This is a genomic window from Vicinamibacterales bacterium, from assembly GCA_036496585.1.
GTDB lineage: Bacteria > Acidobacteriota > Vicinamibacteria > Vicinamibacterales > 2-12-FULL-66-21 > JAICSD01.
The window spans coordinates 70,077-83,039 of record DASXLB010000005.1 but is presented as its reverse complement, the minus strand read 5'-3'; the positions used below and the strand labels follow the sequence as shown (position 1 = coordinate 83,039).

12 protein-coding genes and 1 tRNA gene are annotated in these 12,963 nt (G+C 65.2%); 7 read left to right on the top strand and 6 right to left on the bottom strand.

Annotated features, from left to right (window positions below):
• Nucleotides 1–85: 85 nt before the first annotated feature.
• Nucleotides 86–2,809, bottom strand: a complete 2,724-nt coding sequence (locus tag VGI12_01950; protein HEY2431406.1) for a hypothetical protein — start codon at nucleotides 2,807–2,809, stop codon at nucleotides 86–88.
• A gap of 467 nt (nucleotides 2,810–3,276) precedes the next feature.
• On the opposite strand from VGI12_01950, the gene VGI12_01945 reads away from it, so the two are divergent.
• Both VGI12_01945 and VGI12_01940 read left to right on the top strand, forming a co-directional pair.
• Nucleotides 3,277–3,402 carry a hypothetical protein gene (locus VGI12_01945; GenBank protein HEY2431405.1) on the top strand — a complete coding sequence of 42 codons (126 nt, stop codon included), beginning with the start codon at nucleotides 3,277–3,279 and terminating at the stop codon, nucleotides 3,400–3,402.
• 33 nt (nucleotides 3,403–3,435) lie between these two features.
• Nucleotides 3,436–3,900 (top strand): tyrosine-type recombinase/integrase, encoded by a 465-nt coding sequence (locus VGI12_01940; protein HEY2431404.1) that lies wholly within the window; start codon nucleotides 3,436–3,438, stop codon nucleotides 3,898–3,900.
• A 175-nt stretch (nucleotides 3,901–4,075) separates the two neighbouring features.
• Here the strand turns inward: VGI12_01940 and VGI12_01935 are convergent, their stop codons facing one another.
• The 3 genes from VGI12_01935 to VGI12_01925 form a co-directional block, all read right to left on the bottom strand.
• Entirely contained in the window at nucleotides 4,076–5,320 is a 1,245-nt protein-coding gene (locus tag VGI12_01935) for an integrase arm-type DNA-binding domain-containing protein (GenBank protein ID HEY2431403.1), read from the bottom strand.
• Between the two features lie 80 nt (nucleotides 5,321–5,400).
• A tRNA-Leu gene (locus VGI12_01930) sits at nucleotides 5,401–5,489 on the bottom strand.
• A 33-nt stretch (nucleotides 5,490–5,522) separates the two neighbouring features.
• Nucleotides 5,523–6,500, bottom strand: coding sequence for a 2-hydroxyacid dehydrogenase (locus VGI12_01925; GenBank protein ID HEY2431402.1), 978 nt, complete (start codon nucleotides 6,498–6,500; stop codon nucleotides 5,523–5,525).
• Between the two features lie 79 nt (nucleotides 6,501–6,579).
• On the opposite strand from VGI12_01925, the gene VGI12_01920 reads away from it, so the two are divergent.
• Nucleotides 6,580–7,827: an MFS transporter gene (locus VGI12_01920; protein HEY2431401.1), complete on the top strand. Its 1,248-nt coding sequence runs from the start codon at nucleotides 6,580–6,582 to the stop codon at nucleotides 7,825–7,827.
• A gap of 59 nt (nucleotides 7,828–7,886) precedes the next feature.
• On the opposite strand, the gene VGI12_01915 is transcribed toward VGI12_01920, so the two are convergent.
• Nucleotides 7,887–8,363, bottom strand: coding sequence for a DUF4440 domain-containing protein (locus VGI12_01915; protein HEY2431400.1), 477 nt, complete (start codon nucleotides 8,361–8,363; stop codon nucleotides 7,887–7,889).
• Between the two features lie 23 nt (nucleotides 8,364–8,386).
• Between VGI12_01915 and VGI12_01910 the strand changes: the two genes are divergently transcribed.
• The 4 genes from VGI12_01910 to VGI12_01895 all read left to right on the top strand — a co-directional run bounded on the left by VGI12_01910 (nucleotide 8,387) and on the right by VGI12_01895 (nucleotide 11,660).
• On the top strand, nucleotides 8,387–9,412 hold the full coding sequence (locus tag VGI12_01910; protein ID HEY2431399.1) for a hypothetical protein: 1,026 nt from the start codon (nucleotides 8,387–8,389) through the stop codon (nucleotides 9,410–9,412).
• 226 nt (nucleotides 9,413–9,638) lie between these two features.
• Nucleotides 9,639–10,217, top strand: coding sequence for a CarD family transcriptional regulator (locus VGI12_01905; GenBank protein HEY2431398.1), 579 nt, complete (start codon nucleotides 9,639–9,641; stop codon nucleotides 10,215–10,217).
• Nucleotides 10,218–10,287: 70 nt separating this feature from the next.
• Nucleotides 10,288–11,031: a lysophospholipid acyltransferase family protein gene (locus VGI12_01900; protein HEY2431397.1), complete on the top strand. Its 744-nt coding sequence runs from the start codon at nucleotides 10,288–10,290 to the stop codon at nucleotides 11,029–11,031.
• Nucleotides 11,028–11,660: a DUF4126 domain-containing protein gene (locus VGI12_01895; GenBank protein HEY2431396.1), complete on the top strand. Its 633-nt coding sequence runs from the start codon at nucleotides 11,028–11,030 to the stop codon at nucleotides 11,658–11,660. Before VGI12_01900 ends, VGI12_01895 begins: the two co-directional genes overlap by 4 nt.
• A gap of 37 nt (nucleotides 11,661–11,697) precedes the next feature.
• On the opposite strand, the gene VGI12_01890 is transcribed toward VGI12_01895, so the two are convergent.
• Complete coding sequence (locus VGI12_01890) at nucleotides 11,698–12,786, bottom strand: Ig-like domain-containing protein (GenBank protein HEY2431395.1); 1,089 nt, start codon at nucleotides 12,784–12,786, stop codon at nucleotides 11,698–11,700.
• Nucleotides 12,787–12,963 lie beyond the last annotated feature (177 nt).

The window sequence follows — 12,963 nt, the reverse complement described above, 5'->3', positions numbered from 1 at the left end:
AGCCTGCTGCTTACCAGCACCCGCTCCGACGTCTTGCCGGCAGGCGTATCAGGCTCAGACGATTCCGTCCTCTCTTACTGCGCGATCAGGTAGCGGCTGTTTGGAACGCAGCCTCCTTACCGATATCCAGCGCGCGCTCAGGTTCCAGGACGCCATAGAGCTCGATGAGCTTGGCGACGAGTCCGGTCCAGCCTGTCTGGTGACTGGCACCCAACCCGGCGCCGTTGTCCGCGTGGAAGTACTCGTAGAAGAGGATGTAATCGCGCCAGTGGGGATCGGTCTGGAACGTCGTGCTGCCGCCGTACACCGGACGACGGCCCTGAGCGTCGCGGGTGAACGTGCTGACGAGCCGGTCGGAGATCTCCTTGCTCACCTCGAACAGGTTCATCAGCCGGCCGGAGCCGGTGGGGCATTCGACTTTGAAGTTGTCTCCGTAGTAGAGGTAGAAATTCTGTAGCGCCCTGATGATGAGGGCGTTCACCGGCATCCAGACCGGGCCTCGCCAGTTGGAGTTGCCGCCGAACATGCCCGTGTTCGATTCCGCCGGCAGGTAATCCACCCGGTACTCTTGGCCGTCGACACGAAAGACGTACGGGTTCCGTTCGTGGAACTTCGAGATCGAGCGAATGCCGTGGGGTCCCAGGAACTCGTTCTCGTCGAGCATCCTCGTGAGAATCCGGCGGAGCCTCTCCGGGTTGACGAGGGCGAGAATACCCCGCTCGGCCACGCCGTAGTGACCCGGGCCGGTCGGGTGAATCGTCGCCGACAGTTCGGGGATCCGGCGCGCGCGTTCCTGCACATACTGCATGGCGTTCGGGATCTGTTCCCGCTGCAACTTCTCGATCACCGTGGTTGCGCACAATGGAAGGAGTCCGACCAGGGAACGCACTTTGAGCCGCGTGGCGCTGCCGTCGGGGAGCCGCAGGATGTCGTAGTAGAAGCCGTCCTCCTCGTCCCACATGCCGCCGGGACCGGACTGGTTCATCGCGGCTGCGATGTAGTAGAAGTGCTCCACGAATTTGAAGACCATGCTCTCGTAAACCGGATCGTGAGCGGCGAGCTCGATCGCGAGTTCAAGCATGTTTTCGCTGAAGAGGGCCATCCAGGCCGTGCCGTCGGCCTGCTCGAGGTAACCGCCCGTGGGAAGCGGAGCGCTGCGATCGAACACGCCGATGTTATCCAGGCCGAGAAAACCGCCTTCGAACACGTTCTTGCCGAAGCGGTCCTTGCGGTTGACCCACCAGGTGAAATTCAGCAGGAGCTTGTTGAAGGTCGATCGAAGAAAGTCCAGGTCCGGCTTGCCGCGCTGGGCCTGCTGGATGCGATGGAGGAACAACGTTGCAAAGGCGTGGACGGGCGGGTTCACGTCGCTGAAATTCCATTCGTAGGCGGGCATCTGGCCGTTGGGGTGGAGGTACGCGCCACGAAGCATCAGATCCATCTGATTCTTGGCAAAGTCGGGGTCCACGATCGACAGCGGCAGCGTGTGAAACGCCAGATCCCAGGCCGCGTACCAGGGGTACTCCCACTTGTCGGGCATCGAGATGATGTCCTCGTTCAACATGTGGTACCACTCCGAGTTTCGCGTGTGACGATAGCCGTGATGGAGCGGATTGGAGTTGTGCTCGTCGAGCCAGTTGTCGCCGTCGAAGAAGAAGAACTGCTTGCTCCAGAGCATGCCGGCGAGGGCTTGGCGCATCACGTTGGCCGCGTCCTCGCTCACAGATGGAGGCGTGACCGACGCGTAAAACTCGTCGGCTTCACGAGTCCTGACGGCGAAGACATCGTCGAACGCCTCCCCGAAGGGGCCCTCGTGCGTCCGAGAGGTGCGCGAGAGCCGCACGCGAATCACCGCGGTCTGACCGGCTCCGACGGTGGCGAAGTAGTGTGCCGCGACCTTCGTGCCCTGCCTGTCTGGATTCACGGCGTCATGGTTGCCGTGCACGACGCAGTCGTTGATGCCGTCCTTGACGTGCGCGCTCTCGTTCTTCTGCCCGGGAAAGAGCCGCTCGTGGTTGGTTTCGTTCTCGGTGAAGAGCAGCGGCACGTCGCCTTCGCACGAAAGAGCGAGGTCACCGAGCACCGGATGCGCGACCGACACCACGCTCACGCCCGGCGGCGACTCGACCTGGCGGAGATGGGGCTTGCTGGCGGCCCGGTTGGATTCGGCAATCCAGGCCGACCAGTCATTGCGGAACCACAGCGTCGGCAGCAGATGCAGGTCTGCCGCGTCCGGTCCCCGGTTGACCGCCGTGATGCGCACGAGGATGTCTTCCGCGGCGCCCTTGGCGTACTCCACGAACACGTCGAAGTACCGATCGTCGCTGAAGACGCCGGTGTCGAGGAGCTCGTACTCCATCTCCTCGCGAGTGCGCGCGCCGTTGGTCTGCAGCAGATCGGCGTAGGGAAACGCCGCGTGCGGGTACTTGTAGAGATACTTCATGTACGAGTGGGTCGGGGTGCTATCGAGGTAGAAGTAGTACTCCTTGACGTCCTCGCCGTGGTTCCCCTCGCTGTTGGTCAACCCGAACAGCCGCTCCTTGATGATCGGGTCGTTCCCGTTCCACAAGGCCAGCGCGAAGCACAAGCGCTGTTTGTCATCAGAGATGCCAGCCAGACCGTCTTCGCCCCAGCGATAGGCGCGTGAGCGCGCCTGGTCGTGGGTGAAGAAATTCCAGGCGTCTCCGTTCTCGCTGTAGTCCTCGCGGACCGTTCCCCATTGGCGCTCGCTGAGGTACGGACCCCACTTCTTCCACTCGATCGTGCCCTCACGAGCCTCGTCAAGCCTGGCGTGTTCAGCTGTGTTCATGCTCTTCTCCGTTGCTACTCACAAAGCAGTTGGTTCTTCTTCAGAGCTGCTCGAACCATTCCAGCCGCTGCTCGGGCGCCAATTCCCGGGCCAGCTCGAACCCCCGCCGCTCTCCCAGAGCGATCGCCGAAGCGTCCACGAGGCCCTCGTTCGTTCGCGCGCGAATGTTCGCCCGAGACCCGGGATCTCGGAGGCGTCATTCAGCCACCGTGATCGAGTGTGCGCCGTGCTCATCGGAGTTGATGGGCACTATAGGCACTCGCGCCCACGCCGACCACTGCCCTTAGGGGAAGGTAGGTGCTGTACCAAGCTCGCCGGCGATCTGGGGAACGAGATTCAATGGCGGCCCGAACGGGGCAACCGGCGCGCTCCGGGAGGATGACGGACGTTCAGATCATCACCCAGATGCGGGGGTACCGGTCCATCTTCTGAGCCCCGCCGCACAGAGTCGAGCTCGCGGCTGACATGTGAGCGCGCCGAAAGACGGGCGCATCCGCTACGTGCCGCTGACGAAGCGGCTGGCGGCCGCGCTGCAGGGGCGAGACACCTTCGCGGTCCACGCGTGCTGTGCGACGCGGAGGGCAAACCGCTGACGCAGAAGGTGGTCCAGGTGATGATCGCGACGGGTGCCGCGACGAGCGAACGTGGAACCCGGCGTGCATATCCTGCGGCACATGTTCTGTTCGCATCTGACGATGCGCGGCGCGCCGGCGCGGGCGATTCAGGAGCTCGCCGGTCATCAGGATCTCGGGACGACGCAGCGTTACATGCACCTGAGTCCGGCGGCGCTCGACGCAGCGATTCGATTGCTGGACGGCGCTCAAGGTCGTGGTGGGATCGTGGAGCGTCGGGAAAATCGGGCTAGAACGCCCGGTTCCATTGAAGAAAATGGTGGAAGCGCCGGAAGTTGCACCCGGGTCCGAAAGAACATCCCCGTAAGAATCGACGATGTGAAGAAGCGGGAAAACGCCAGGCACCAACCCCGAAAAATCTCGCTATCGGTGTCTGAGGCTCCGGTGAGAGCCAGCCTCCCAACGACTCTGATCCTCACCGGCAAGGCCGGTCAGGGCGGACTCTCACACCCTTCTTAGGCTGCGAGAGCGAACTGCGAATCCGCAGTTACGTTGGTTTTCATCGTTTGGCGAGGTTGATGGTCCTCGCACGTCTCCGACGAAAGCCCACTCCGTCGAATCCTGGGTCAGCCCGTTTTGATCGTCTATTGCACCGGGTGACGGGCTGCGGTGGCTGACGGTGCGGTGCTGGCTACTAGGGCCCCGGGACGGGGTCGAGGCGCTGAGCACTTGGAACCGCAAGAGCACCACTGCTCACGGCACGGCGTCCGGCAATGATATCGGCGAGATCGCGGTCCCAGGTTTCGAGCGCTTGCCGTGTTTCTCGGGAATAGGCGTGTTTAATGTAGTGTCGCGCGGTGACGGTATATCGGGCGTGGTTCAAAGTCCGCCCAACGACTTCTTCCCTAAATCCCCGCGCAGCCAGTCTGGTACTCACCGTCCGACGCAGATCCTTCCACGTGTACGCACCCGAGTGAACCGCTGACAGTAATCGGTGGTCCTCACGGTCGGCCGTGAGGCCGGGGAAGACGCGGTCTTCGTTCGCGCGTCGCTGCGAGCAGAGTCGCTCGAGGATGCCGGTTGATGTCGGCCCCAGTGGCACGGAATGGGGCCGGCCATTCTTCGTGCGCACGCCAGGTAAGGTCCACGTCTGATCCTTGAGATCGATCTCGTCCCACCGCATACCGATGACCTCGCCTCCGCGCTGACCGAGCAGCAGGCGCAGTCTCATGGCGTCCGCTGCGGGGCCCGGGCGAACGTCGAGTCCGGCCCAGAGCTCGCGCAATTCCTCGTCGGTGAGGACACGATCAGATGGCTTCTCTTGGAAGCGCTTCATCATCCTGGCCGCGGGATGCGCGTCCACCAAGGACCGGTCCAGCGCTACGGTAAATAGTCTGGAAATCACCGCTTGGATTCGGTTCACGCCTGTCGTCATTCCCTTGGCGACGAGCGTATCGAGCAGCTCGTGGACGTGACGGCGGGTGATCGCCTGTACGGGGAGCGATCCCCATGCGGGGATCAAGTATTTGTTTGTCTTGTTAATGTCGTCCTTCCAAGTTTTCTTCCTTCCCTTGGCGAACGTTTCATAGAGGGCGGCGAGGTCGACGAACGTGAACACCGCAGCAGGCGCCGCCGCCGGGGTGAGCGCGGCCGTCTGACGCTCCGCTCTCAACTCCTCCACGGGATCGCGTTTGTCGACGTCAATGGCGTGGCGTTTATCGCGGGCGACGGTTCGCGCGTCGGCGAGCGTCACGGCGGGGTAAGTGCCAAGCGTGAGCCACTGGGGCTTGCCGCCGCGGCGGTAGACGAAGCACCACGTCTTCGTCCCCGCCGGAGTGACGCGAAGCGCGAGGCCTTGCGCCTTCGAATCGAAATAGACGATGCGGGTCGCCCGGCGAACGCCCGCGACGAATCGGTCGGTCAGTGCTTTGCGGGCCATAACCGTGTCCGATGTTAGCCCTGCGTCAAATGGCTAACGCTATGTCGGCGTTGTGTATCCAGCTAACTTGTTGATTTATTTGGTGCCGGAGGACGGAATCGAACCGTCACGGGCCGTTAAGCCCACGGGATTTTGAGTCCCGCGCGTCTGCCAGTTTCACCACTCCGGCCTAGAACGGATCAGGGCAGCGGCCTCGATTCTATCAGCAGGCGCTCGAGGCAGGTCGCGCCGGCCACGGGGTCTCCGGGACTGGCGTCAGCGGCTTGCCATCCTGGAACCAGCTCCTGAGGTTGTCGACGACGAGCTGTCCCATCGCCTGGCGCGTGTACACCGAGGCCGACCCGACATGCGGGAGGAGGACGGCGTTGGGCAGCGCGAGGAGCTCCGTCGGCACCTGCGGCTCGTGGGCGAAGACATCGAGGCCGGCGGATCGGATCGTGCCGTTCTTCAGCGCCGCGATCAGCGCCGCTTCGTCAACCACCGATCCGCGGCCGACATTGATCAGGACGCCGTTGGGTCCCAGCGCCGCGAGCACGTCTGCGTCCACGAGGTGTCGGGTGGCGGCCGTCCCCGGCACGATCACCAACAGCACGTCTACGTCAGCGGCCATCTCCCGCAGGTGCGGATAGTAGCGGTATGACGCGTCCGCGCGGGCCCGCCGCGAGTGGTAAGCCACGCTGACCTTCATGGCGTCGAGCCGCCGCGCGATTGCCATGCCGATGCGTCCCAGTCCGACGATGCCGACCGTCCGATCGCGAAGGGAGGGGGAAAGCGGATAGGGGCCTTGAGCCGCCCAGCGGCCGGCCCGCAGGTAGCGTTCCGCCGCGCCCAACTCGCGCACCGTCATCAGCAGCAAACCGATCGCCGTGTCCGCCACCTCCTCGGTGAGGACGTCGGGCGTGTTGGTGACGACGACGCCTCGTTCGGCGGCGGCGACCAGATCGATCGCATCGTAGCCGACGCCGAAGCTGGCGATGATCTCGAGACGCGGCAGACGCTCGATCAGCTGTCGGTCAACGGGTGCGTGGCCGCCGCGGGCCAGCCCGCGGATGCGCGGGCCGATATCCGACAGCCACCTCTCGGCGTCGCCTACGTCCGATGGTTGATGGAGGACGAACAGGCCGGACAGGCCGTTCTGGACCGCCGCCGGCAGACGATCGACGGCCAGGATCTCGATCACAAGCGGTCATCCTATCGCACTCGAACACCCTTCCACCCGACGGCGCCAGCGGCTGGAACCGGTAGAATCGAAGGGCACATTGTTCGCTGCCCTCCGCCATCGCAACTTCCGCCTCCTCTGGGTCGGCTTGCTGATTTCGTTTTCCGGCAGCCTCATGCAGAGCGCCGCGATTCTGTGGCACGTGTCGCTGCTCGTGCCGGAAGGCAAGCGGGCGCTGGCGCTCGGCATGGTCGGGCTCGTGCGCGTCGTCCCGGTCATCGTCTTTTCGCTCGTGAGCGGCGTGGCGGCCGACGTCTACGACCGCCGCAAGCTGATGCTGGTGACGCAGTCCCTGATGGCCGTCTTTGCGGCCGTGCTCGCCGCGCTCACGTGGCGCGGCCTGACCAGCGTCTGGCCCGTCTACGCGATTTCGGCCGTCAGCGCCGCAGCCGGCGCGTTCGACCTGCCGGCGCGGCAGGCGCTCACGCCCAATCTGGTCCCGCGCGGGGAGCTGCCGAACGCCCTGACACTCAACACGATCATGTTCCAGGTGGCCGCCGTGACCGGCCCCGCGCTCGGCGGCATCGTCATCGGGCAGCTCGGCGTCGCGTGGGCCTACGCGATCAACGCGGTCTCGTTTCTCGTCGTCATCGGCGCGCTGCTGATGATGCGCGGCGTCGGGAGCGTCCACATCGATGCCGGGATCGCCGGCGCCAAGCGCGCCGAATTCACGCTGCACGCCGCGATGGAGGGGCTGCGCTTCGTGTTCCGCGCGCCGCTCATCCGATCCACGATGCTGCTGGACTTTTTCGCGACGTTCTTCTCGTCGGCCACCGCGCTGCTGCCGCTCTACGCGCAGGACATCCTCGGCGTGGGCGCGCACGGCTACGGCTGGCTCTACGCGGCGCCGGCGGTGGGCGCGATGGTCACGAGCGCCGTCATGGTGCGGGCGGTGGATCGCATCGATCGCCGCGGCGATTGGCTGATTGCGGCGGTCGCCGCCTACGGCCTCGCGACCGTCGGGTTCGGCGTCTCACGGTCCTTCTGGCTCTCGTTCTGGTGTCTGGCGATGACGGGCGCAACCGACACCGTGAGCATGGTGTTCCGCAACCTGATTCGGCAGCTGGAGACGCCCGACCACCTGCGCGGCCGCATGGTCGGCGTCAACATGGTGTTCTTCATGGGCGGTCCCCAGCTCGGAGAGCTCGAGGCCGGGCTGCTGGCGCAGTGGCTGGGCGCGGTCGTGTCGGTGGTCAGCGGCGGGCTGGGTTGCGTTGCGGCGACGATCGCGATCGCGACAGTGACGCCGGCCCTGCGCGCCTACCGACGGGAGCCGGAAAAGAGTTAGCAGGGGGCAGTTCGCGGCGGGTCACGGCCAACTGTCACCCTTCCTTCAATTCCCGAACTTCAGCGCCCGGCGACGGGCAAATCGGAATTCCACACCATGTACTCGTAGCGCCAGGTGCCGCTCATCTTGCGCGCGATGAAGAGGTACTTGCCGCGATCGTGTTCAGCCGGGCCCTTGCCGGGCTGGAGATCCATCTCATAGGTGCCGCTCTGATAGGCGAGGGGTCCATGGCCGGAGACTTCGGCGGCCTCCACCTTGAGATTCGTCGCACCCGCCTTCATCATGTCGTCGTAGAACATCTTGACGGCGTCCTTGCCGCGCAGCACCGGCTGGTTGGGCGGCATGAACGTCGCGTTCTCCGTGTAGACGCCCATCACCTGATCGATCGATTTGGCGTTGAACGCCTTGACGAACCCGTCGCTGCGCTCGCGGATCGCGGCTTGATCTTTCATCCCGAATTCCTCGCCCGGCGCCGACGCCGTGCAGGCCGAGACGAGACACACCACACCCAAGAGGAACAGTACGGACTTTTGCATCCGTCGATTATAATTCGAGGCGCGTGAGCACGCTGAAGGTCGTCGTCCTGTTCGATCGCTGGGAGACCGACGACGAAGACGCGACCAACGACCCCCAACGCGGGCCGCTGACGCGGACCCTCGACCGCAAGGAAGTCGAAGACGAAGTCGCCGAGGCCCTGGCGAAACTCGGGCACGAGCCGACGCTGCACTGTCTCGACGGCTCGGTGAAGAGCCTGCACGCGATCGCCCGCCTCGAGGGCGATCTGATCTTCAACCTGTCGGAGTCGTTCGCCGGCAACGACACGGCCGACGCCTGCATTGCCGCCTATCTCGAGCTGCTCGGCCGGCGCTTCACCGGGGCCGGCTCGCACGGCCTGCTCTACGCGCAGGACAAGGCGGTCGCCAAGAAAATCCTCGAGTTCCACGGCATTCATACGCCGGTGTTCGCGCGGTCCTACCGAGGCCGTCTCGATTTCTCGCACGACCTCGAATTCCCCGTCATCGTCAAGCCGGCTCGCGAAGACGGATCGATCGGCATCGAGTTCAACGCCGTCGTCAGCTCGATTCGCGAGCTGATGGAACGCATCGACTGGCTCCACGCCAACTTCGACTCGCCGGTGCTGATCGAGGAATACGTCGAAGGACGCGAGATGTACGTCGGGGTCATCGGCAACGAGAACCCGGAGGCGCTCCCGGTCGTCGAGCTCGACCTGTCGAAGCTGCCGGAAGGCACGCCGCGGATCGCCGGGGCCGAGGTGAAGTGGGGGAAAGGGACGGCGGCGTACCGCGACACCAAGTCGGCGGTCGTGGAAAACCTGCCCGACGACACCGCGACGCTGCTGCAGCAGACGGCGGTGGCGGTCTTCCAGGCGCTCGAGCTCCGCGATTACGCCCGTATTGACATGCGCCTTCGCCCCGACGGGCGGGTGGCGGTCATCGAAGCCAACCCGAACCCGTGGCTCGCCTCGCGGGCCGAGTTCGCCATGGCGGCGCGGAAAGCCGGCCGGACCTATCCCCAGCTCGTCGGCGAAATTGCCGAGCTGGCCTCGGCGCGCTACCGGGTCTAGTTCGAGTCCCCAACTCTTTCCATTCCGGAAACTTAGCCCCGATCGCCGGGATCGGCGGCCAGCCGTATGCTCCCCCCGAGTGTGAGGTCGTTCACGCCGAAAATTGCAGAAAAGGCCCTGTTTTTGGGCATATTTCGTTGCCCCCTCTGCATCCTTGGGGTATACTCAAAGGACTGCTTACCGCCCGTTTTTCCTTACCGACTTACCTGTGTAACGTGGGGGACGTGTGACATTCCAGATTGGTGACAAGGTCATTTACCCGAATCACGGTCTCGGCGTTGTGCAAGGCATCGAAACAAAAACCATTCTCGGAACGACTTGCGGGTTCTACCACCTGCGCATGGTCGCCAACGAGACCACCGTGCTCGTTCCGGTGGACAACGTCGAAGGCGTCGGCCTCCGGCGTGCGATCACCGACGGCGAGGTGGAACGCCTGTTCGGCCTCCTCGGGGACGGGAAGATCGACAATCATCAGAACTGGAAAGGGCGTTTCAAGGACAATTCCGACCGGATGCGCACCGGCTCCATCTATGACGTGGTCGAGGTGCTGAAGAGCCTCACGTTCCTGGCGCGTTCGAAGAACCTCTCCTTCCGCGAGAAGCGCATGCTCGATCGCGCGAAGTTCCTGGTCATCTCGGAGATTTCCGAGGTGGCCCACGAGAAGAACGACATGGTCGAACAGAAGGTCGACGTCGCGCTGGAACGCTGCTTCACCCAGAAGACCCGCTCGATTGCCAAGGCCAAGGCGGCCAAGGCCGTGCCGACCACGCGCGTGACGGTGAAGCGCACGGCGAAGGCGAGCTGAGCGTTCTCAGTCAACAGTTAGCAATTCGCGCAGGCCGGGGCGATACAATCGCTCCGGCCGTTTTTGTTTCATGACCACTCTCGTCGCCGCCGTTCGCTCCCTTGCGACCTACGTCGCCGTCGCCTCATACGTGGTGCTCGTCGGACCGCCGGCGCTGCTGATCGCGATCGCCCGCGGCCGGCCCCTCGGGCTCTACCGGGTCGCTGACGGCGGCGTGCGTCTGGGCCTGTGGCTCAGCGGGATGCGCATCGAGGTCCACCATCCCGAATACATCCTGCGCGATCGCGCGGCGGTCTATGCGGTGAACCACACCAGCAACGTCGAGCCGCCGATCCTGTATTCGGTCCTGGGGCCGCTTTTCCCGCGGCTGCGGATTCTCTACAAGGCGGAGCTGCGCAAGCTGCCCATCCTCGTGCGGGCCTTCGACATCGCCGGCTTCGTGCCGCTCGAGCGCGGCAACCGGGATCAGAGCCTGCCGGCGATCGAACGCGCCGCCGAGGGGCTCCGCGAAGGGGCGTCGTTCCTGATTTTTCCCGAGGGCACGCGCAGCCGGACGGGGGAGCTGCTGCCCTTCAAGAAGGGGGGCTTCATCATGGCGTTGAAGGGGCAGGCGCCGGTCGTCCCCGTCGCCATCACCGGCGCCCGTGACGCGTTGCAGAAGGGGAGCTTCATCATCCGGCCGGTGCGGATCGTCATCCGTTTCGGACCGCCGATCGAAACCTCCGGCCTCGGCCTGCCCGATCGCGACGCGCTGATCACGCACGCGCGGGCCGCGGTCGCCTCGCTGCTGCAGCAGGCCGATCAGGCGGCATGACGCTGCTCGCGGAGCTCGGACGCACGCTCGGCTTCTCGTTCGCGGCCGGTATCAATCTCTATGCGACGGTCGCGATTCTCGGGCTGGCCGGCCGCTTCGGCTGGGTGGCGCTGCCGCCGCAATACCAGGTATTCGACAACAACTGGATCATCGGCGGCGCGATCGCGCTCTACGTCGTGGAGTTCTTCGCCGACAAGGTGCCGTGGCTCGATTCCGTCTGGGACGCCATCCACACGGTGGTGCGGCCGCTCGGCGGAGCGTTCATCGCCGTGACCACTCTCGGCCACGCCTCGCCGTTCGCGGAGACCATGATCGCGCTGCTCGGCGGCACGCTCGCGGCCGGCTCGCACGCCGGCAAGGCAGGCACGCGTCTCATCGCCAACGCGAGCCCTGAACCGTTCTCGAACTGGATCCTGTCGCTCGCCGAGGACGCGTTCGTGGTCGCGCTGGGTTTCCTGGCGCTGAAATACCCGCTCGCCGCAGGCTTCGTCGTGCTGGTCAGCGTGGTCGTGCTGATCGTGCTCGCCCGCTGGATCGTACGGGCAGTGCGGCAACGCTTCCGCAGACGGGACGGCGGAGCTCCTGGCGGGCACACCCCGGAGTCACAGGAGTCCGGAGTCAACTCGTGAAGTGTTTTCGTGAAAGGGCCGGCGCCGTTTCTCAGGCTTAGCCGCCGGTCGTGAAGGTCATCGACCAGGGCGCGAGCGGCTGATTGTCGATGTTGCTGAGGATGCCCTCGAGCAGCTCGACCTTGACCGCCCGGAAGCGGTCGAGCGGCGCGGCGAGCTTGATCTCGAGCGCGTGCGTGCCGTCGACGTAACGGATGGTCGCCGCCGGGAGCGCCGGCGCGCCGGCTGGCGCCGGGCCGACGTACGACACGCGCACGTGGTTGACGAACGACTTCGGATTCATGTCGCGTGAGAACTGAATGCGGATCGGCAGCGCCCGTTCGGCGTCGGTCTCGTCCGGGGTCGGCGCGCTGAAGACGACCGTCGGCGGCTGCTCGGGCGGGGGCGGCGGCAGCACGATCTCGACGTTGGTCTCGTTGGGCGCCTTGGCGTCGGCGACCGAGGTCGCGTCGACGAACGGCAGCGGACCCTCGCGCCGGAGCGTCCCGGCCACCTGCAGCCAGCGTCCGGCGTCCATCCGCGCATTCACGTCGAGGTCGAAACCCTTGCCGCGCGGGCGTACGCCAGTGACCCAGATGGCGGCATCGGCCGACTGCAGGACGAAATCCCAGCGGCCCTTGGTGCCGGCGCCGCTCGGTAGGTCGGCGAACAAGTTGGCGCCCCGGAAGCGGCCGGTGATCGTCACTCCCTTGCCGATGTAGGGCTCGGGCGCGAGCGCCAGCGCGCGCAGTGTCGGTTCGGCCGGCAGCGGCGAGTCGACGCCGCTCGCGCCGCTGATGATGAACACCTGATCCCGCGCCGGCCAGCTGCCGTGCGCCGCGGCGTCGAGGACCGGCTGCAGATTCAGGTTGGCCACGCGCGTGTCAGTGCGCTCGAGGCGGCCGAGGTCCCAGAACTCGCCTCGTACCTCGCCGTTGCCCTTCAGCTCAGGCGATCCGCGCCAGAAGACGTACACCGGCTTGGCGGTATTGGCCAGGCGCCACAGCTCGCCGGCGGGTTCGACGTCGCGTCGGACGACGACCGACTTGCCGTGGAAGAAGACGGGGCTGGCGACGAGTTCCTCGGCGGTGGTCGCGAAGCGCGTTGCCGCGGGTTGCGCCGAGAGGGGGGGATAGAGGGCGCGCACAAGGGTGCCAAAGGTGCTAAAGGGGCCAAAGGGGCTAAGGGTGCTGGTGCTAACGGTGCTAAGGGTGCTAAAGGTGCAGATCACGGCCAGGACGGCGAGCACCTTTGGCACACGCCGCACCATTCGCACCCTTAGCCCCTTTGGCACCAGCACCCTTAGCACCTTTGGCCCCCTTAG

Excerpts from the sequence above, each read along its gene's own strand:
- VGI12_01900 (HEY2431397.1), top strand. The coding sequence starts at position 10,288 with ATGACCACTCTCGTCGCCGCCGTTCGCTCCCTTGCGACCTACGTCGCC.
- VGI12_01950 (HEY2431406.1), bottom strand. The coding sequence starts at position 2,809 with ATGAACACAGCTGAACACGCCAGGCTTGACGAGGCTCGTGAGGGCACG.
- VGI12_01935 (HEY2431403.1), bottom strand. The coding sequence starts at position 5,320 with ATGGCCCGCAAAGCACTGACCGACCGATTCGTCGCGGGCGTTCGCCGG.
- VGI12_01915 (HEY2431400.1), bottom strand. The coding sequence starts at position 8,363 with ATGCAAAAGTCCGTACTGTTCCTCTTGGGTGTGGTGTGTCTCGTCTCG.
- VGI12_01895 (HEY2431396.1), top strand. The coding sequence starts at position 11,028 with ATGACGCTGCTCGCGGAGCTCGGACGCACGCTCGGCTTCTCGTTCGCG.